At 53.9% G+C, this 20,119-nt stretch carries 17 protein-coding genes; 13 read left to right on the forward strand and 4 right to left on the reverse strand.

Features of this window, described 5'->3' with window-relative positions; translation table 11 throughout:
* Positions 1 to 70: 70 nt before the first annotated feature.
* The 11 genes from glyA to ribA all read left to right on the forward strand — a co-directional run bounded on the left by glyA (position 71) and on the right by ribA (position 8,800).
* On the forward strand, positions 71 to 1,339 hold the full coding sequence (gene glyA, locus ACJJIT_RS01950; protein WP_252083354.1) for a serine hydroxymethyltransferase: 1,269 nt from the start codon (positions 71 to 73) through the stop codon (positions 1,337 to 1,339).
* 152 nt (positions 1,340 to 1,491) lie between these two features.
* A complete protein-coding gene (nrdR, locus tag ACJJIT_RS01955) occupies positions 1,492 to 1,959 on the forward strand; it encodes a transcriptional regulator NrdR (protein WP_252083353.1) in 468 nt (155 codons plus the stop codon).
* Entirely contained in the window at positions 1,956 to 3,101 is a 1,146-nt protein-coding gene (gene ribD, locus ACJJIT_RS01960) for a bifunctional diaminohydroxyphosphoribosylaminopyrimidine deaminase/5-amino-6-(5-phosphoribosylamino)uracil reductase RibD (RefSeq protein WP_444899796.1), read from the forward strand. Before nrdR ends, ribD begins: the two co-directional genes overlap by 4 nt.
* The gene (locus tag ACJJIT_RS01965) at positions 3,101 to 3,763 is read left to right on the forward strand and encodes a riboflavin synthase (protein WP_444899797.1); all 663 of its coding nucleotides are present in this window, start codon (positions 3,101 to 3,103) and stop codon (positions 3,761 to 3,763) included. The genes ribD and ACJJIT_RS01965 overlap by 1 nt, the downstream gene beginning before the upstream one ends.
* Positions 3,764 to 3,862: 99 nt before the next feature.
* A complete protein-coding gene (ribBA, locus tag ACJJIT_RS01970; RefSeq protein WP_252083351.1) occupies positions 3,863 to 4,975 on the forward strand; it encodes a bifunctional 3,4-dihydroxy-2-butanone-4-phosphate synthase/GTP cyclohydrolase II in 1,113 nt (370 codons plus the stop codon).
* 65 nt (positions 4,976 to 5,040) lie between these two features.
* Positions 5,041 to 5,511, forward strand: a complete 471-nt coding sequence (ribH, locus tag ACJJIT_RS01975) for a 6,7-dimethyl-8-ribityllumazine synthase (protein ID WP_152454910.1) — start codon at positions 5,041 to 5,043, stop codon at positions 5,509 to 5,511.
* 65 nt (positions 5,512 to 5,576) lie between these two features.
* Complete coding sequence (nusB, locus tag ACJJIT_RS01980; RefSeq protein ID WP_152454909.1) at positions 5,577 to 6,020, forward strand: transcription antitermination factor NusB; 444 nt, start codon at positions 5,577 to 5,579, stop codon at positions 6,018 to 6,020.
* Between the two features lie 10 nt (positions 6,021 to 6,030).
* Complete coding sequence (gene thiL, locus ACJJIT_RS01985) at positions 6,031 to 6,978, forward strand: thiamine-phosphate kinase (protein ID WP_444899798.1); 948 nt, start codon at positions 6,031 to 6,033, stop codon at positions 6,976 to 6,978.
* Positions 6,979 to 7,024: 46 nt separating this feature from the next.
* Positions 7,025 to 7,513 carry a phosphatidylglycerophosphatase A family protein gene (locus ACJJIT_RS01990; RefSeq protein WP_444899799.1) on the forward strand — a complete coding sequence of 163 codons (489 nt, stop codon included), beginning with the start codon at positions 7,025 to 7,027 and terminating at the stop codon, positions 7,511 to 7,513.
* Positions 7,514 to 7,529: 16 nt separating this feature from the next.
* Positions 7,530 to 8,165, forward strand: coding sequence for a retropepsin-like aspartic protease family protein (locus ACJJIT_RS01995; protein WP_444887219.1), 636 nt, complete (start codon positions 7,530 to 7,532; stop codon positions 8,163 to 8,165).
* Between the two features lie 17 nt (positions 8,166 to 8,182).
* Positions 8,183 to 8,800: a GTP cyclohydrolase II gene (gene ribA, locus ACJJIT_RS02000; RefSeq protein ID WP_252083347.1), complete on the forward strand. Its 618-nt coding sequence runs from the start codon at positions 8,183 to 8,185 to the stop codon at positions 8,798 to 8,800.
* A gap of 137 nt (positions 8,801 to 8,937) precedes the next feature.
* Here ribA and ACJJIT_RS02005 read toward each other — a convergent pair whose 3' ends face one another.
* Entirely contained in the window at positions 8,938 to 10,212 is a 1,275-nt protein-coding gene (locus ACJJIT_RS02005; RefSeq protein WP_444899800.1) for an amidohydrolase family protein, read from the reverse strand.
* Between the two features lie 152 nt (positions 10,213 to 10,364).
* Positions 10,365 to 13,691, reverse strand: a complete 3,327-nt coding sequence (pulA, locus tag ACJJIT_RS02010) for a pullulanase-type alpha-1,6-glucosidase (RefSeq protein ID WP_444899801.1) — start codon at positions 13,689 to 13,691, stop codon at positions 10,365 to 10,367.
* Between the two features lie 592 nt (positions 13,692 to 14,283).
* Between pulA and rsgA the strand changes: the two genes are divergently transcribed.
* Positions 14,284 to 15,405, forward strand: a complete 1,122-nt coding sequence (rsgA, locus tag ACJJIT_RS02015; RefSeq protein WP_444899802.1) for a ribosome small subunit-dependent GTPase A — start codon at positions 14,284 to 14,286, stop codon at positions 15,403 to 15,405.
* Between the two features lie 100 nt (positions 15,406 to 15,505).
* Here the strand turns inward: rsgA and ACJJIT_RS02020 are convergent, their stop codons facing one another.
* On the reverse strand, positions 15,506 to 15,823 hold the full coding sequence (locus ACJJIT_RS02020) for a DMT family transporter (RefSeq protein WP_252083343.1): 318 nt from the start codon (positions 15,821 to 15,823) through the stop codon (positions 15,506 to 15,508).
* A 289-nt stretch (positions 15,824 to 16,112) separates the two neighbouring features.
* On the opposite strand from ACJJIT_RS02020, the gene ACJJIT_RS02025 reads away from it, so the two are divergent.
* A complete protein-coding gene (locus ACJJIT_RS02025) occupies positions 16,113 to 18,188 on the forward strand; it encodes a TonB-dependent receptor (RefSeq protein WP_444899803.1) in 2,076 nt (691 codons plus the stop codon).
* A 71-nt stretch (positions 18,189 to 18,259) separates the two neighbouring features.
* Here the strand turns inward: ACJJIT_RS02025 and ACJJIT_RS02030 are convergent, their stop codons facing one another.
* Positions 18,260 to 20,110 (reverse strand): DUF885 domain-containing protein, encoded by a 1,851-nt coding sequence (locus ACJJIT_RS02030; protein ID WP_444899804.1) that lies wholly within the window; start codon positions 20,108 to 20,110, stop codon positions 18,260 to 18,262.
* Between the last annotated feature and the right edge of the window lie 9 nt (positions 20,111 to 20,119).

The following is a 20,119-nucleotide window of genomic DNA, read 5'->3' on the forward strand; positions in this document are numbered from 1 at the left end:
TGCAAGGCCTGAGCACAGTGGTACCTAGTTACACCAGTCTCTACTCAGCCCGCATTACCGAGGGAACACCATGTTTGATTCATCTGTCACGCTCGCTTCTTACGATCCCGAAATCTGGGAAGCTATCCGCGAAGAGGATTCTCGCCAGGAAGACCACATTGAGCTGATCGCCTCCGAGAACTACACCAGCCCACAAGTCATGGAAGCCCAGGGCAGCAGCCTCACGAATAAGTACGCAGAAGGTTATCCGGGTAAACGCTACTACGGTGGCTGTGAGTATGTGGATAAAGTGGAAACCCTGGCGATTGAGCGGGCCAAGGCACTGTTTGGTGCGGATTACGCCAATGTACAACCGCACTCTGGCTCCCAGGCCAACTCGGCGGTATATCAAGCCCTGTGCGCCCCCGGTGACACCGTGCTGGGAATGAGCCTGGCTCACGGCGGCCACCTGACCCACGGTGCCCGCGTCAACTTCTCTGGCAAAATCTACAATGCGGTGCAGTACGGCCTGAACCCGGAAACCGGTGAGGTGGATTACGAGGAAGTGGAACGTCTGGCTCTGGAGCACAAGCCCAAGATGATCGTGGCAGGTTTTTCCGCCTACAGCCGCGTCATGGATTGGGCGCGTTTCCGCGAAATCGCCGACAAAGTGGGTGCCTACCTGTTTGTAGATATGGCCCACGTAGCCGGTCTGGTTGCCGCTGGTGAATACCCATCGCCTATTCCCCACGCCGACGTGGTGACCTCCACCACTCACAAGACCCTGCGCGGACCGCGCGGTGGCATTATCCTGGCCCGTGCCAACGAAGAGATCGAGAAAAAACTGAACTCCGCGGTATTCCCCGGTGGTCAGGGTGGCCCGCTGATGCATGTTATCGCGGCCAAGGCGGTTTCCTTTAAGGAGGCCATGAGCCCAGAGTACAAGGCTTATCAGAAGAAGGTGGTAGAGAATGCCCGCGCTATGGCGGAGACTTTCCTCGACCGCGGTATCAATATCGTTTCTGGCGGCACCGATGATCACCTGATGCTGGTGGACCTGATCGGTAAGGAATACACCGGTAAAGATGCCGATGAGGCCCTGGGCAATGCCAATATCACGGTGAATAAAAATGCGGTGCCTAATGACCCGCGTTCTCCCTTCATCACCAGTGGACTGCGTGTCGGTACTCCGGCGATTACCACGCGCGGTTTCGGCGTGAAGGAAACCCAGCAGCTGACCCATTGGATCTGCGATATCCTGGACGCGTTGGAAGGCGGCGATGTTGAAGCCACCATCGCCGATGTGAAGCAAAAAGTTCTGGAGATCTGTGCACAGTTTCCTGTGTACAAGAAAGCCTAATTTAGCTTTGCTGGAAAAAGCGGCTCGGTGAGCCGCTTTTTTTATGGCTGTATCACAGTGTGCTGCACCGCAGCGGTGCGTGGTGCAGTCACAGGGGGCAACGGCTGTGATAAACTGCGGCCCATTTTCCATTCCCCTGGGGACGATCCCACATGCACTGTCCTTTCTGCAGCGCAGAAGAAACCAAAGTAGTCGATTCCCGCCTGGTGGCGGAGGGCGATCAGGTGCGCCGCCGGCGCGAGTGCCTCGAATGCCATGAACGTTTCACCACCTTTGAAAGCGCAGAGCTGCTGTTGCCCAGGGTGATCAAACAAAATGGCCAGCGCGAGCCCTTCAATGAAGACAAATTGCGCGCGGGCATCCAGCGCGCGGTAGAGAAGCGCCCGGTCAGTATCGAGCGGGTGGAATCCGCAGTCTCCCAAATCAAGCATGCACTGCGCGCAACGGGTGAGCGCGAGTTGCCCGCAAGGGCCATCGGTGAGTTAGTTATGGAGCAGCTGCGCGAGCTGGATGAGGTCGCTTATGTGCGCTTTGCCTCGGTGTATCGACGCTTTGAAGATGTCAGCGACTTCAGTGAAGAAATTGAGCGCCTGACCAGTAAGGAAAACCAAACGCAATGAGTCAAATGGCTGTAGAGAGTGCCCAGGCACTGATGGGCCGCGCTATTCAGCTGGCGGAGCGCGGTCTCTATACCACTATGCCGAACCCCCGGGTCGGCTGTGTGATCACCGATGCTAATGGCCAAGTAATTGCCGAGGGCTGGCATAAGCGTGCTGGCGAACCCCACGCTGAAATAGAAGCCCTGCGCGATGCGGGCGAGCGGGCCCGCGGCGCCATCGTCTATGTGACCCTTGAACCTTGTAGCCACAGTGGTCGCACAGGTCCCTGTGCTGAGGCACTGGTACAGGCCGGTGTCGCCCGCGTGGTTTACGGTATGGAAGACCCGAATCCCAGGGTTGCCGGAAGCGGTTTGCAGAAACTGCGCGATGCGGGCATTGAGGTAGAGGGGCCAGTGCTGGAAGAGCGCTGCCGTGCGCTCAACCCGGGTTTTATCAAGCGTATGACCTTGGGGTTACCCCTGGTGCGCAGCAAATCTGCGATGAGTTTAGATGGTCGCACCGCCATGGCCAGCGGTGAATCCAAATGGGTTTCGGGCCCGGCTGCGCGCGCCGATGTGCAGCGCCTGCGTGCGCGCAGCTGTGCAGTGGTAACTGGCGTAGAGACTGTGCGATTCGACAACCCGAATCTCAATGTGCGCGCCGATGAGATGGCGCTGGAGCTGCTCGAAGCGGAACAGGCTGCAGAAGTTCAGCCCATGCGCGTTATTGTCGACAGCCAGCTGCGCACGCCGGCAAAGGCCTTTATTTTGCAGGGGGACGCCCCCACACTGGTGTGCACTACTGAGCGCGCCGATCCAGAGCGCCGCCAGCGACTGGAAAACGCCGGTGCCGAAGTTGTCGTTTTGCCTCAGGACAAGGACGGTCGGGTAGACTTGCTTGCCCTGCTCAAAGAGTTGGCCCGACGCGAATGCAATGAAGTACTGATAGAAAGCGGTGCGATCCTTTCCGGTGAGTTTCTCTACCGGGGGCACGTAGACGAATTGATTGTCTATCTGGCGCCCAAGCTGCTCGGCAGCACGGCACGGCCGCTGTTTGAATTGCCCATTGAGCGTATGGGCTCGGTGCTGCCGATCACGATTACCGATATGCGCGCGGTCGGCCACGACTGGCGCATCACCGCAACCACGGATATCGAGCGCTGATGTTTACTGGAATTATTGAAGCGGTCGGCGAGATTGCCGATCTGCAGCCGCGCGGTGGGGATCTGCGCGTGCGCGTTAGGAGCGGCAAGCTGGACCTCGCCGATGTACAGCTTGGCGATAGTATCGCCACCAACGGGGTCTGTCTGACCGTAGTGGGGCTGCCCGGTGATGGCTATTGGGCGGATGTTTCCGCGGAGACGCTGGATGTCACCAGTGTCAGCAGTTGGAAGCGCGGGGATAGGGTCAACCTGGAGAAGGCATTGACCCCACAAACCCGCCTTGGCGGCCATATTGTCAGCGGCCATGTGGACGGTATCGGCGAGGTGGTGTGGCGTAAATCCGAGGCCCGTGCCGAGCGTTTTCGCCTGCGCGCACCGGATAATCTGGCTCGTTATATTGCCCACAAGGGCTCGATTACTGTCGATGGTACCAGTCTCACCGTTAACGCGGTGGACGGTGCTGAGTTTGAACTCACCATTGTGCCGCATACCTTGCAGGAAACGATTATGCAGGGCTACGTGGCTGGCACCCGGGTCAATCTTGAGGTGGACTTGATCGCACGCTACCTGGAGCGCCTGCTTCTTGGCGAGGAGGCGGCCAAATCCAGCGACGGTGGTATGACACTCGAATTTCTCGCCCAGAACGGGTTTTACAAGCGCTAGCTGGCTTTATCCCGGCATGCCGCGCCAGTGAGGGCGGGTGAGTGTAACTGCAGGGAAAGCCGCTCAATTTGCAATTGATTAATTTATCCAGAGTTAGCAATGGAATTAAATACGGTTGAAGAACTGATCGACGATATCCGCCAGGGCAAAATGGTGATCCTGATGGACGATGAGGATCGCGAAAACGAGGGTGACCTGGTGATGGCAGCGGAGCAGGTGCGCGCCGAAGATATTAACTTTATGGCTACCCATGCCCGCGGCCTGATTTGTATGCCCATGTCCAAGGAGCGCTGTGAGCAGCTGGACCTGCCGCTGATGTCGCGGGATAACGGTGCCCAGTTCAGCACCAACTTCACCGTCTCTATCGAAGCTGCCGAAGGGGTGACCACCGGTATTTCCGCTGCGGACCGTGCGCGTACCGTGCGCGCCGCCGTAAATAGAAATGCCAAACCCAGCGATATCGTTCAGCCCGGACATATTTTCCCGATTATGGCCCAGCCCGGTGGCGTACTGAGCCGTGCCGGCCATACTGAGGCCGGCTGTGATCTTTCTCGCCTGGCGGGTTTCGAGGCGGCCGCGGTAATCGTTGAAATCATGAATGACGATGGCACCATGGCACGCCGCCCGGATCTGGAAAAGTTCGCCAAGGAGCACAACCTGAAGATCGGCACCATTGCCGACTTGATTACTTACCGCGCGCTCAACGAGAAAACCGTGGAGTGCGTCAACGAACGCAAAGTGCGTACCGAGTTTGGCGAGTTTAAACTGCGCACCTATCTCGACAAGGCCCGCCGCGAGCGCCACTTCGCCTTTATTAAAGGCGAGCCCACGCCGGAGGAGCCAACCCTGGTGCGCGTACATGTGGGCAACACCCTGCGAGATGTGCTCACGATTCAGCGCGGTGATGAAAAATTTGTCCCCTGGACTTTCCGCCGCGCCATGCAGCGCATCGAGAAAGAGGGCAAAGGTGTGGTGGTATTGATCTGCCATAACGAGACCACCGAGGAAATCGAGGAGAGTATCGATTGGCTGATCAGCGGCAAGCAGCAGCGCCCCAGCCAGGACTTAGTGTACAAGCAGGTGGGTACTGGTTCGCAGATACTGCGTGATCTCAAGGTGCGCAAGATGCGCCTGATGAGTGCGCCGTTTAAGTTCAGCGCTATTTCCGGTTTTGAACTGGAAGTGGAAGAGTACTTGAACGTCGAAGAGTAATAACAGAATGTTTCCCGGCGCATTTGAAATGGCACGGGTATGGAAAGAAATACGGATTGGACATTATGAGCAACATTCAAGTGATTGAAGGGGATTTTGTCGGCAGTACAGGTAAGTACGCGCTGCTGGTGAGCCGTTGGAACAGCTTTGTGGTTGAGAGCCTCAAAGATGGCGCCCTCGATACCTTGCGCCGCAAGGGCATCAAGGATGAGGATATCACCATCTATTACGCCCCCGGTGCCTTCGAATTCCCGCTGGCCGCGCAAAAGCTGGCGGAAACCAAAAAATTTGATGCGATTATTGCACTGGGCGCGGTGATTCGTGGCGGCACTCCGCACTTCGAATATGTCGCTGGTGAGTGCACCAAAGGTCTGGCTCAGGTATCCCTGAATACCGGTATTCCGGTGACCTTTGGTGTGTTGACTGTGGACTCCATTGAGCAAGCTATCGAGCGCTCCGGCACCAAGGCTGGCAACAAAGGTTGTGAAGCCGCCGAAACCGCCCTGGAAATGGTTTCCCTACTCGGCAAAATCTAATTGCCACAGCGCCGGCCAGTTGCGTTGGCGCTGTCCATTCTGAGAAGTATCTACCGGAAAAGACAATGACCGTAACTGCATCTGCCCGCCGCAAGGCGCGCCACTACGCCATGCAGGCGCTCTACCAATGGCAAATGGCCGGCGCCAGCCTCAATGCGATTGAAGCCGAGTTCCATACCGACAACGATATGAGCAAAGCCGACGTGGAATATTTCCGCGATATCTTCCACGGGGTAGCCAAAAACCTCGACGAAGTGGAAGGCGCTTACTCCTCCCATCTGGATCGCAAAGTGGAAGATCTGGACCCGGTGTCCCGCGCCCTGCTGCGCATGGCCACTTATGAACTGAAAAACCGCATCGATGTGCCCTACAAAGTAGTGATTAACGAAGCAGTGGCACTGGCGAAAAAATTCGGCCCCACCGACGCTTTCAAGTTCATCAACGGCATCCTGGATAAGACTGCTGCAGACCTGCGCGCTGCGGAAGTGGCTGCAGACAAGAAGTCCTGAAGTCACGCTTATGGGAACTGCGCCGGGCGAATTTGAAATTATCCGCGATTTTTTCGCCAGTGCTCCTGTGGGCGAAGGGGTTGCTCTGGGTATAGGTGACGACTGCGCTCTCCTGCAGGCACCCGCCTCGGGGCAGCTGGCCACCTCTATGGATACCCTGGTGGCAGGCCGCCACTTCCCCGCTGATGCGGACCCCGCTGCTATTGCCGCGCGTGCACTCAGGGTTAATCTCAGTGACCTGGCGGCAATGAATGCGCGCCCGCTCTGGTTTACTCTGGCCCTGACCCTACCTGACAGTGATGCAGTTTGGTTGCGCAAATTTGCCGATGGCCTGCTGCAGACCGCGGCACAGTTTGGTGTTTCTTTGGTGGGGGGCGATACCACTGCGGGCCCTTTGTCGATCACCATTCAGGTGATCGGACACACGGAATCGCCACTGCGCCGAGATCTTGCCGGCCCCGGTGATCACGTTTATGTCAGCGGTCCTCTAGGTGCTGCTGCCGCCGCTCTGCCGGTGGTGCTGGGAGAGCAGCGGGTGAATGCCGATGTGCAGTTGCAGTGTGAACGCGCCTTCTATTATCCCGAACCCCAATTCCCTGTGGCTGCGGCGATTGCCGAGTTGGCCAGTGCGGCTCTGGATATTTCCGATGGTCTGCTCGCGGACCTGGGACATATTTGTGAGTCCAGCGGTGTCAGCGCTGATATTCATCTGGAGCGATTGGCCGTTTCTCCCTTGGCGCAAACTCTTGCCGCAGAGAAAGCAATGGCTCTGGCTACAGGCGGTGGCGATGATTACCAACTCTGTTTTACCGTTCCCCAGCAGCGGGTTGCAGATTTGGACCAACTGGGCCTGAAAGTAACTGCTATCGGCGCCCTCGTTGAGGGCGGTACCGGGGTGCGCTGCTGGCATAATGGCAACCCTTGGTCGCCAGCTGTCACTGGCTATCAGCATTTTTAAATGGTATTGGCCCGGAAGTGCCGGTGGTGGCTTTGGAAATAAGACAATGAGAATACATAACCCCAGTTTTTCCGAGCTTTTGCGCGATCCTACTCTGCTGCTGGCTTTTGGTTTTGGTTCGGGGTTGGCACCCAAGGCACCGGGTACTTTTGGCACCCTGGTTGCCATACCTTTTTGGTGGCTGATGAAAGATCTCCCCCCATCTTGGTACCTGGGAATCCTAGTGGTGACGGGTTTAGTGGGGTGTTATTTATGTGGCGCTGCGGCAAAGAAGCTCGGTGTACATGACCATGGGGGCATCGTTTGGGATGAGATGGTGGGCTACTGGCTCACTATGTTTATGGCCCCGGCTGGCTGGATTTGGGCACTTTACGGTTTCGTACTTTTTCGCCTGTTCGATATCGCCAAGCCACCGCCCATCGGTTGGGCAGATCGGCGGGTACAGGGTGGCGTCGGAATTATGCTCGACGATATACTGGCCGCCGTTTATGCGGCTTTAATATTGCAAATAACCGTGTTTTTTGTAGGGGGTTAGCGGATAGGGATTATCGATGCACAAGGCATTTTGGCTTCTGCTGGGGTTACTGGTTTCCAGTACAGCCTGGGCACAACAGGTACAGCTGAAGGGTTTGTTTGGCGATAGCGCCATGCTGGAAATCGATGGCCGCCAACGCATTCTTAAGGCAGGCCAACAATCACCGGAAGGGGTTGGCCTGATTGAATCGACGACCAGTTACGCGCGTGTTCGCGTGAATGGACGCGAACAGAAGCTCACCCTGGATGCGCCCATCGCCGCAAGCTATGCCCAGGCTGAGCGCGCCGAAGTGCGTTTGATGGGAGATAGTCGTGGCCATTTCAATACCGATGCCTGGATTAATGGGATGCGGGTTCCGGTGATGGTGGATACCGGGGCGACCACTCTGGCAATCAATTACCCCACCGCCCAGCGTCTGCGCTTAAATCTTAATGGTGCCAAGCGCATACCGGTGTCGACGGCCAGTGGTATCACCAGTGCTTATTTGATCAATCTCAGCAGTGTCACTATCGGTGGCATTAAATTACACAATGTAGAAGCTACCGTGCACACTGATAACTTTCCCCAAGTGGTGCTTCTGGGAAACAGTTTTCTCGGCCGGTTAGATATGGAACAGCAGAGGGGTGTGCTGATACTGCGCGCCCGCAACTGACGTGAAGAGGTATTAAGTTGACCATTCGTTATGTGGAATCCTCAAAGCTGCCCACTTCCTGGGGTATGTTTGAAATGCACGGCTTCGAGGAAGTGGAAACCGGTAAAGAGCACGTGGTGCTCACTATGGGGGATTTCGACACCAATGAACCCTTGTTAGCCCGCATTCACTCGGAATGCCTGACCGGTGATGCCCTGTTTTCCCTGCGTTGCGATTGTGGTGCCCAGTTGCAACATGCCATGCACCGCATTGCCATGGAAGGACGTGGAGCTATTTTCTACCTGCGCCAGGAGGGCCGTGGCATAGGCCTTTTAAACAAGATCCGTGCTTACCATTTGCAGGATTGCGGTGCGGATACCGTGGAGGCCAATGAGCAGCTCGGCTTTGGCGCCGACATGCGGGATTATTCAATTCTGAAAGCGATGATCGACCACCTGGGTATTCATGCCATTCGCTTGATGACCAATAACCCGCGCAAAGTAAAAGCGTTGGAGGACTTGGGTATAAATGTGACTGAGCGCCTGCCGCACCAGTCCGGGCGCAATCCTCACAATGCCAAGTATTTGTCCACCAAGAAAGGCAAGCTTGGCCATTTGATTGAAAATGAGGATGAGGAAGGGAAAGAAGAAAAATAACTTTTAACCTCCTTCAGACACCCCCACAAAAAAAGGCCGGATAATCCAGGCCTTTTTTTGTGGAAATTAATTAAAGTCAGCTCGAGTATTTGGAGTTCGGCTTTGAATAATTCAGAAGCTCCTAAAATATTGGGCTTCTAATCTTTAAAGACCTTGCCACCTTTCATCACAAAGTCCACGTCTAAGAGTTCCTCAATATTATCCAGTGGCGAGCCATCGGTGGCGATAATATCGGCGTACTTACCGGACTCAATGGTGCCCAGTGAATCGCTCATATCGATCAGGTCGGCGGCGTTAACGGTAGCGGATTGTAGGATGGCCATATTGTCCATACCGGCTTCACTCATCAGTACCGCCTCGCGGGCATTGATGCCGTGCTTGGATACACCTGAGTCGGTACCGAAGGCAATTTTTACTCCGGCATCGACCGCTTTACGGAAATTGCCGCGCATATCTGTGCCAACACGAATGGCTTTTTCCTTCTGAGCCTCAGATAAGACATCGGTATTTTTTGCCAGCTGTACCACGGTATCGCCGGCGAGGAGAGTCGGAACCAGGTAAGCGCCGGTTTCTTTAAATAGCTTATGGGCGCGGGGACCTGCGTAGGTGCCGTGCTCAATACTGTCTACACCGGCCTCCAGTGCGGCGATAATCCCTTCTTCCTGATGCGCATGACTGGCCACTTTGCGACCCATGCGCTGGGCTGCCAGGACCACCTCTTTTAGCTCATCGATTTCCATCTGCTGGCCGGTACCTGTAGCGCGATCGGTAAGTACACCACCGGTAGAGGTAATCTTGATAAAGTCAGCGCCGTATTTGATTGCATGACGGGTCGCGCGGCGGCAATCATAGGGGCCGTCGCATACCGTTCTGGTTTTATCGTCATGCAGTGCCATTAACTCGGGGCTGACTCCACTGATATCTGCGTGCCCTCCGGTAATACCCACTCCGCCGGCTGCGATAATACGTGGGCCATCTACCCAGCCATTATTGATAGCATCGCGCATCGCATACATTTCTTCACCGCTATTACCCGCATCGCGTACAGTGGTAAAACCTGATTTCAGAATACGCATGCCAAACATTTGCGAGCGCATTTGGGTCAATGGCATGGACATCTTTAGGGCTTCGGAATCGTTTTTGGGGCCCAACTCAGTTTGCAGGTGAACGTGCATATCCATTAAGCCCGGCATTACGAAGCTGTCCTTAAGATCAATGACTTCGGCATCATCTCTGTTCACATAACCAGGGCGGATGGAAGTAATCCTGCCATCCTCGATTATTACGCTTTGCTCTTTCAAAGGTTTTTTACCGGGAACACTGAGCAGTGTGCCTGCGTGGATAATGGTTTCTGCCAGTACTGAGGAAGAGAAAAGAGTCGCTGCGATACTGCTGAGAAGGAAACGCTTCATGATTTGTACACCTATTTATTATTTAGGCACACGCTAAATCAATCTGCGGAATATGACAATTCTGGGTTTATTATTTGGTGAGAGCCGGAAATAAGTTTCTAAAAAATCCAAAAAAAGACCGGAAAATCCGGCCTTTTTTAATCTGCAGAGAATTAATATCTGCGGCGTGGCTGCACAAATACTGCGGTAGTTCGGCCGGGCAGGGTAAAGGTGCCGCTGCTCCGATCAAATTTCACTTTGTGCAGGCGTGAGTCTACCGAGCGGCGCTGACGTGGATGCTTGAACAGGTACTCACCAATAAGGTTTTCGCTGCTAAATTCCACCATTTCATTATCGCCATTAAACAGCACCACAATACGTTCAAAGCGGCGATCGATGCTGCCATTGGAATCGGATAACTCCATCACAATCAACCCAGGAATCTGGTCGGGTCCAGTGTTGAGGAAATTGAGGTGTGCCTCTACGGACTCTGCATCAGACAAGCGGAACAGGGGAGAGCTTTTGCGAATCGCCAGCTGCTCGCGGAATAGAGCGGAGCTCCACAAACGGTGCCGGCGCTCGGGAGCCAATTCCGGGTTTGCCAGTAAAGGTTGCATCAGGGACCAGTTATCTTCGTTTTTATCCGCGATAGGCAAACCTATACCCCAATTATCGGTGGCGAGGCTGAAGTCCAGTGCATTAAACCAGTCACCGGAGTTGTAACTGTCCCGATCCATCGACTTTGAGCGCAGGAAATCCTGGCCTGCGTGGATAAACGGCACTCCCTGGGCGAACAGAACCAGGGAATTACTGAATGCCTGGATACGCACTCGTTCAGCCAAGTCGGCGCTGTCGCTGGCTTTGATCTGTACTCCGTCGAACAGCGTCTCGTTGTCGTGGGCGGCAATATAATTAATGGATTCCTGCGGGTCGGCGGTATAGCCGGTGGGCTGGCCGTTATAGACTAGCTCGCTGCCGGTAATGATATTGCCGTTGGCATCTTCAAAAGGATAATCCGCCAGGTTGCCGGCGAGGGAAACGCGGACTTTATCTGCCAGGGTTAGCAGTGTGGCACGCTCATCTTCTCCCTCAAACTTACCGTTGCTGTCGGTGAACAGACCGGTACCAAAGCCCTGCTCCTCAAAGCCTCCGAAGGGGTTGCCACCACGCACGGAATCGCGCAGGCGATCGTTAAAGGTGCCGATACCGCTGCCGGCCATATTGCCCTGGCGGGCCTGTACAAAGCGAGCATCGTCAGCCACCTCGCCAAAATTCCAGCCCTCGCCGTACAGATAGATAGCGTTGCCATCGACACCATCGGCTGCCGGGGTCAGTGATTGCAATGCCGCTTGCGCCTTGAGGATATTGTCGAGGCTATGGTGTCCCATGAGATCGAAACGGAAGCTGTCCACCTTATAGGCCCGGGCCCAGGTGACCAGGGAATCGATCATCAGCTTTTCCATCATGGCGTGCTCACTGGCGGTATTTGCGCAGCAGCTGCTCATTTCCACACCGCCCTCCAGATTGCGGCGGTGGTAATAGCCGGGGACGATTTTATCGAGTACGGAGTTGTCGTATTGGCCATAGGAGCTGGTGTGGTTGTAAACCACATCCATCACCAGTCGCAGGCCGGAGTGGGATAGCCCTTGCACCATTTGACGGAATTCGCGAATGCGCGCAGGTCCATCGGGAGCGCTGCTATAGCTGCCTTCGGGGACTGTGTAGTGCAATGGATCGTAGCCCCAGTTAAAGCCATCGGTATCGCGAACAGAATCCACCTGGGCCTGCTGCTCGCTGCTGTCCGATGCGTAGTCTGAGAGGTCCGGGGTTTGCTGCTGCTGGGTGCGATCTTCATTGACTGTGGCAAAGTCAAAGGCCGGCAGCAGGTGGATATGGGTGAGGCCGGCGCGGGCCAGTTTATTGAGGTGGCGCATGCCGTCGCTGTGCTTGCGGGTGAAAGCCTTGAAGGTGCCGCGCTCTGCTTCGGGGACAGTTTGATCCGCAATACTGAAATCGCGTACGTGCAGCTCGTAGATACTGATATCTTCCGGCTGGGTTAACTTGAGCTTGCGCAGGCGGTCCCAACCGCGCGGCTTCAGGTCCCGGTCATCCAGGTTGACGATCTGGCTTTTGCCGCTATTGATGGAGAGACTCAGGGAGTAGGGGTCGGTGACCAGGTTGGTTTCAATCTGGCGGCTGAAGTAGGAGTACACCTCGACCTCGTAGAGGTAAAAGCTGCGGTCCCACTGCTTATCGATATCGGCACTCCAAACCCCGGTAGATTCATCGCGCAGCATGGATACCACCTGATCGGCGCTATTGCTGCTGGGGTCTGTAAACAGGTGCAGCTTTACTGCCCGTGCAGTGGGTGCCCAAAGATCGAGCTGGATAATCTCCTCGCCGACACGAGCACCGAGTTCACCGTCGTAGTAGAAGCGGTCATCGAGGGCGCCGGCCATCTGTACACCAGTCGCATCCAGTAACTTGCCCTCTGCATCGTAAGCGGCGAGGGCGAGCTGCTGGGTGACCAGATCACTAGTGGAAGCCTGCCCCGGCAATTGCCAGGCACTGAAACTGGCCAGGTGTGGGAATTTTTGTTGGGCGCTGTCGGGCAGGGTTGCGATAGAGGTGAGATCGATGGTGCCATCGGAGCGGATATCACCGTCCTCCAGTTTTAGCTCGGCGCTGTTGCTGTAGTGCAATTTAACCTTTGCACCTTCCTGCACCTGGATATCCCAGGCAAAGCTGCTGGCATCCACCCAGTGCGCTTTATTGCTGCTCAGGTCGCCCTTGGCGAAGCCGTCACTGCTGACGGTTACTTCTTTACTATTCGAGTCAAAAGCAAAGTAGATTTCGTCGTAATCGGCAGCCACGGTAAAGCTGACGTTAGCTCCATTGTTGCCGTAGCTCTCCTCCCAGCCTTCGTGCAGGGCTACCTTGAATTCATAGGAACCGGCAGGCAGCGCTGAGGTGATAAAGGTGTAGGTGCCATCTCCATCGGCATCCTGCATCCAGCTGCGTAGGCAACTGGGTTGCCAGTCTCCCGGACACCCGAGCAGGGATTGGAAGTTGCCGGCTACAGCGGCGATCACGCTATTGTGGTTGTCGGTGATCCAGTGAGTCTCGTGGTCGTAGATAAATTTAACTTCGCGGGCCTCATCCAGGCTGAGGGAAATATTACCGCCGTCCTGCTGGCCGCCCCAGCCATAATTTTCATCCCAGCTGTTGTTGAGAGCGGCTTTGTACTCCCAGTTGCCGGCGGGTATCCAAAAGCTGCCTTGCCATTTGTCGTCTTCGCTGTCATAGCGGAGCAGGGTGGCAACACAACCTGGTTGCCAGTCGCCATCGCAGCCCAGTTGGCTTTGTAGGTTGCCGGGAATATTGACCTCTGTGGGATCTGGTGTGTCAGATGCCCAAACCGGTAATTGGATGGAGCAGAAGACTGCCCCCAGAATCAGCCCCGCCCTTGTGCCGGGGCCTGTAAATTTTGTTGTTGGCATAGCGCTTCCCATTTTTTGTTGTACTTGTTGCGGTTCTCTCAGTTGGTATTGAATCGCAGTCACGCATTGACGGCCTCCCACCCCGAGGAGGTGGAGGTCTGGGGGAGGTGGTTGGGGGTGTCATAAAACCTTTATAAATTCGTCACTTGGTGGAAACACTCGCAGGAGAAGATGCTTCCCGAGTAAACGTGATGGCGAAAGAAAAAGCCGGATCTATACTCAACTGATCGGGTTATAGTGAGTCGAGAAAGGTGATGCACTCGCTGTAATCGGATTCGAAGGCCGGCTTTTGCCGGCTTTGCTTTTTGTGGCGGGGCAATTACTAAGAGGCTTCCCAGGATTACAGACTTGCTCCTGTCCCCTGGTAGTGCTAATTTGCCCATAACCCGCCAAGTACAATGGCGGAGTCCAAAACTCAATAACTGCGGAGGATGATTGATGATTGTTGCAACCCTCCGTCGGGTCCAGTAGCAGCCTCCAGCTGCCCACGCCCGGCGATAGATTCCTAGACGTCGGGCTTTCCCTGAGAAAGCTCTGTTGGCCGCGTATCTGCGGTCGCTTGGTGCTTTGTTGCGCCCAGAGGGTTTCAATCTTGAGTAAATCTCACTTTACCCGCCGGTCTGTTAATAGATTCGGCACTAAATCCCCATCTATCAAAATTGAGCGGGAAGCTTCTCCGCTACAAAAACTTGGTTGGAAGTCTTTTTTCCAACAGCAGCTGACACTCGACGAACTCGAACAGTGTTTGCCGCTGCGGGTTATGGCTGTACACCGCAGTCGCCTGGAATTGGCCGGCGAGAAGGGGGCTGTGTCCCTTCCCCTAACCGGGAGTCTTGTGGCTAATTTGCCGACGGTGGGGGATTGGTTGTTGTTAGAGAAGAGCAGTGGATATTTTATGCGTTTGTTGAGCCGTAGCAGCCAGTTTGAGCGCATGGCACCTGGGGGGCATCAGGTGCAGATGATCGCCGCCAATGTCGATAGTGTTTTTATTGTTTCGTCCCTGAATGATGACTTTAACCTCTCACGCATTGAGCGCTATTTGGCTCTGGCGCGGGAGTCCGGTTGCCGCCCACACTTGATACTGACTAAGGCCGACCTGTGTGAAGATACTGCCCCTTTTCTTCAGGCTTTGCGCCCATTCGGTGAATTACCTGTTGCAATGGTAAATAGCCTGGATCAAGAAAGCGTGGCACAGCTGCGCCAGTGGTGCTTACCTGGGGAAACTATCGCGCTGTTAGGTTCTTCTGGAGTGGGTAAATCCACTTTGCTAAATGCGCTGTCTGGCGAATCCCTGGCTGAGACTGGGACCATTCGTGAAGCCGACAGCAAAGGGCGCCACACTACACGGAAACGCTCTCTTCACTCCCTGAGTTGGGGAGCGTTGTTACTCGATAGCCCTGGAATGCGGGAGCTGGGGTTGGTGCATGTTGAAGATGGCGTGGCGGAGACTTTTTCTGATATTGAGGCCTTGTCCAGAGAGTGTCGCTTCTCTGACTGCCAGCACCAATCGGAGCCAGGCTGTGCGGTACAAGAGGCAATAACGGGCGGTTCGTTGGATGATCGGCGCTTGCGCAATTGGCAAAAACTGCAACATGAACTAAGCCGTAACGGTCAAACTCTGGCGCAGAAACGGGCAGGGGAGAGAGCGCTATCCCAGATGTATCGATCTGTGCAAAACCAGGCGCGTAAACGTAAGTATCACGGAGAGGATTGAAAAAATGACTGCCTCTTTTTTTACACCTCTATTTTTTTAAGCGCTATTTAACCAGGCTTTGAAGGGCAGCATTCGCTGCCCTTCAAAGCCTTTATACAAGCTAGCGGGCCAATTTTAATGTGACTACCCCGACGATAATTAACAGTACTCCGAGATATCGTCCGAGACTGGCTGTCTCACCAAAGAAAATGACTCCCATCAGAAAGGCACCGGCCGCACCGATACTGGTCCAGACGGCATAGGAGATGCCAATGGGAATCTCTCGCTGGGCCAACCACAATAAAAACCCACTGAGGCCAATAAATACGACCGCCATTACAACACCCAGCAGGCGAGTCGATGTCTCTTGGGATATTTTTAGCCCCAGCACCCAGCCTATTTCACAAAGACCGGCCATTAACAGGTAGAACCAGGCCATGCTTTTCCTCTTTAAAGGGTAATTTTTAAAAAATCTTATTTCGACCTCCTCTTGGAGGTTAGGTCGGAGAATAGCTATCTGCCACTTTGCCTAGAAGTTAGGGGAAATAGATTGACTAATTTGCAGATGACGCCTTTTTATAGCGTGTTTTTACTTCGGTATAGCTTTTGACAGGGAGCTTGATAGCTTAATGCGGAAGGAGACTTTGAGAGAAGTAGGGGAAGTGTGGGAAAACCCTGCCCAGGTCCTGTATGGTTGACTGATATCGAAGGAAAAATAAGCTGGAAGCATGTTAATAAAAACCAAGAGCCTGGTGCTAATACTTTTGTCGGTCAGTCAGGTGGCTTTGTCGGATTCGGCGAAAATAGAGTCGGTCGTTGTCACAGCCAGTCGTGTTGAGAAACAGTTTCAGGATTATCCAGAAAGTTTCTCCATGGTTGATCGTTTCGAGTTAAAGCTGATTAAGCACAATCATATCCAGCAAAGTTTAGTGCGGGTTCCTGGGGCCAATGTGGCAAGGGGTAACGGCCAGGAATATTTACCCGCATTGCGTTCGCCAGTACTGTCTGGGGCTGGAGCCTGTGGCAGTGTGCTGACAATGGAGGATGGCATCCCTCTGCGGGCACATGGATTCTGCAATATTAATGAGTTGTTTGAATCCCATAGTGAAATGGCTCAGAGAATTGAAGTTATTCGCGGCCCGGCCAGCACCCTGTATGGTTCCAATGCTATGCATGGTGTCGTGAATACTCTGAGTCCGGAAATTGAAGAAAATACCAAGTCCTTTTCTGGCATTTTAGGCTTTGAAGGTGGTCCTCACGATTACTATCGAGCCAGTATTTCGGCAGAATCTAACTTTTCTAACAAAGGCAGAGTGCGAGCAGATCTTTCCCTGGCATCTGATGGTGGTTATCGGGACCACTCTGGTTACGATCAACAAAAGCTCAGCCTTTTGCACTCTGTCACTACAGGGAAGACACAAATCCGTTCTCGTCTGGCAGTCACGAATTTAAATCAGGAAACAGCGGGTTATATCGAAGGATACAATGCCTATCGGGATGATCAGCGGGACAGGGAAAACCCGAATCCAGAAGCATTCCGCGATGCCTCCGCGGTACGGCTTTACTCCATTCTCGATATTGATTTGGGCTCGGGAAAAAAGCTATCACTGGCCCCTTATCTTAGAAAAACAGATATGCGTTTTCTGCAGCATTATTTGCCGGGGCAGGCGTTGGAAGAAAGTGGCCAGGAGAGTATCGGCTTGCGGAGTAGCTATCTTTTTAGCTGGGAAGGCAACTTGGAAGTAGTAATGGGGCTAGATACAGAATTTACTCAAGGCTACTTACGAGAACTGCAAAAAGATCCAACTGAGGGATCAGATTTTTTGCGGGAGACTATCCCTGTAGGTAAGCACTATGACTATCAAGTAAATGCTTACAGCGTTGCTCCTTTTACTTTGGCTACCTGGAATGTTACCGATACTTTAAAGCTTTACAGCGGTGTACGTTTTGAGTCGGTACAGTATGACTACAACAATAAAATGCTTTCTGGCCGTACGGCCGAGGATGGTCTCCCTTGTGGCTTTGGTGGCTGTAGGTTTAGCCGGCCAGAAGACCGCAAAGACAGTTTCCAGAACTGGTCACCCAAACTAGGAGCTACTTACGATTTCACATCAGGCCTGCAATTATTTGTCAATATGGCTCAAGGATATCGGGTTCCCCAGGCAACAGAACTTTATCGTTTACAGCGAGAACAAACTGTTGCCGAATTGGAGTCCGAGCAAATCAGCAGTATTGAATTGGGGGTACGAGCTATTAAGGAAAACCTTTCTTATGAGCTCGTCGCTTATGGAATGCGCAAGCGCAATGTAATTTTTCGGGATACGGAGTACTTTAACCAATCGAATGGGAAAACCTCACATCGCGGTGTAGAGATGGCTCTTGGCTATAAATTTGCTCAGGACTGGCGACTGGAAGCTTCTTCCAGTTATGCGGAGCACCGTTATCGAGGTGAGCGAGAGCTGAGGGGAGTACTACTGGATGGCAATCTTGTGGATTCAGCTCCCAGGGCTTTCGGTAGCTATCGCCTGCAGTGGCAACCTCGGCAAGGTATAAACGCTGAACTGGAGTGGTTGTATCAGGGGCGCTATTACACCGACCCCCAAAATCAGCATGAATATTCTGGGCACAACTTATTGAACCTGCGAGCCCGGTGGGAATTTGATCGTTGGGCTCTCTCAGCAAGGATGTTAAATCTAACCAATAGGGCTTACGCAGAGCGAGCGGACTATAGCAGCTTTGCTGGGGACAGGTATTTTCCTGGGGAGCCACGCGCAATCTATTTATCTGTATCTTCAGAGTGGTGATTTGATTAGAGGGCTTTTAGCGGAGACTTCAGTCATAAAAAAGGGCAGGAAATACCTGCCCTTTCGTTTATCTAGCCTGCAGAGATTTGTGATGTTACAGGGGGAGTAACCTGGGCCGATGCAGAGCCCTGGCTTTCAATCCAGCTGTTCATTCGTGTTTCGAGAATATTTAAGGGCAGGGCACCGGCGCCAAGAAGGGCATCGTGGAAGCTGCGGATATCAAAGTTATTGTCGAGTTTCTCTTCTGCTTTTGCACGTAGCTCCTTAATTTTTAATTGCCCTAATTTATAGGCCAGTGCCTGTCCAGGCCAAACCAGGTAGCGATCAATTTCCACGGTGACATCGTGCAGAGGCTTGGCACTATTTTCCATAAAATAGTCAATTGCCTGCTCACGGCTCCAGCCCAGCTGATGCATGCCGGTGTCTACAACCAGACGCACGGCGCGCCACATATCGTAGGTCAGCGCCCCAAACTCGCTGTAGGGATCTTTGTACAAACCCAGGTCATAACCGAGGCTTTCGGAGTAGAGGCCCCAGCCTTCCACAAAAGCGGTATAGAGAGCCATGCGTCGCAATGGGTGAATATCAGCTTGCTCCTGGGCCAGGGCAATCTGTAAGTGGTGGCCAGGCATTGCCTCATGTACCGTCAGCGCTTCCATTTCCCATTTGGGTCGACTGGGCAGGTTGTAGGTATTGGCAAAGAAGATACCCGCGCGGCCGGCTTCGTTGGAGCCAGGCTGGTAATAGGCTGTGGTCTGTGACTGCTCCGAGTAGCCGGGAATGGGTTTAACTCCATAGGGCAGCCTGGGCAAGGTACCAAACAGGGCGGGCAGCTCGCTATCAATGCGCTTGGCAATATCCCGGTAGTCTCGTAACAGGGCCTCACGGCTGGTGTGGTAAAAGCGTGGGTCATTGCGCAGGAATTCTGTAAAGGCCTTGAAGTCACCTTGGAAGCCTGTTTTCTGCATGACAGCTTGCATCTCTGCACGGATACGCTTCACTTCGGCCAAGCCTATGCGGTGGATTTCTTCCGGGCTAAGGTGAGTGGTGGTGCTCTTTTCTACTTTGTAGGCATACCAGCGTAGACCGTCTGGGCGACTGCTGAGGGCGATGCCTTTCTGTGCTTCAGGAATGTATTCCCTTTCGATAAATTCCGCCATGTCTCGCCATGCCGGTAATAACTGGCTTGCGTAGATGGCGAGGGCGCGCTGGCGCAGGCTTTTTTGTTTCGCTTTGGGGATGGCGCTGGGCATTTCCGCAAAAGCACTGAGTAGAGGACTCTGCTCGGGAGTTGTGGGGATCAGCGCGCGGATCTGCCGGGGTAGATCACGCAGAGTGATTTGCGGCGGAGTAACCCCTTTTCTTAATCCCTGCTGCATTAGCGTCTGTGTCTGTGTTACCAAAGTTGGTAGCTTTGATAGGCGTGCCAGAATATCTTCGTAATCAGCAACCGTACTGCGCGGCATACTGTTGAGTACATTCGGCACATCGAGCTGGATACCGCTCATATGGGTAATGGGTTGTAGATGTTCGGGGAACTGGAAGCCCTTCACCCCACCGAGCAAATCCTGGTAAAGCAGTTGGTAGTCCAGTTGTTGCTGCTCGGGTAACTCGCTGACATCGAGGTTGCGGGTAGCACCTAAAAGTTGACGAGTCTGTTCTTGTCGAGCCTCAATGCCTCTCTTTGAGTTGTCTACCCAGCGATCATTTTGCCCTGGATAGCCCTCATAAGTGGCCTGGCTGGGAAAGCTTTCCATAATCCAGCGATAGCGCAGATCCTGTAGGGCCACCAGTCTTTCAGAGGCATTCTCTTTCGGCAGCGCCCGATAGGCCTTCTTAAAATCTTCCTGTTCCATAGCGGTTGCATTGAGGCTGGCGAACAGACCGATGGATGCGACAAGAGTTTTCTTGAGTAGTGACATCTTTCCCCC

It is taken from the genome of Microbulbifer mixtoriginis (SeqCode) (assembly GCF_052467515.1).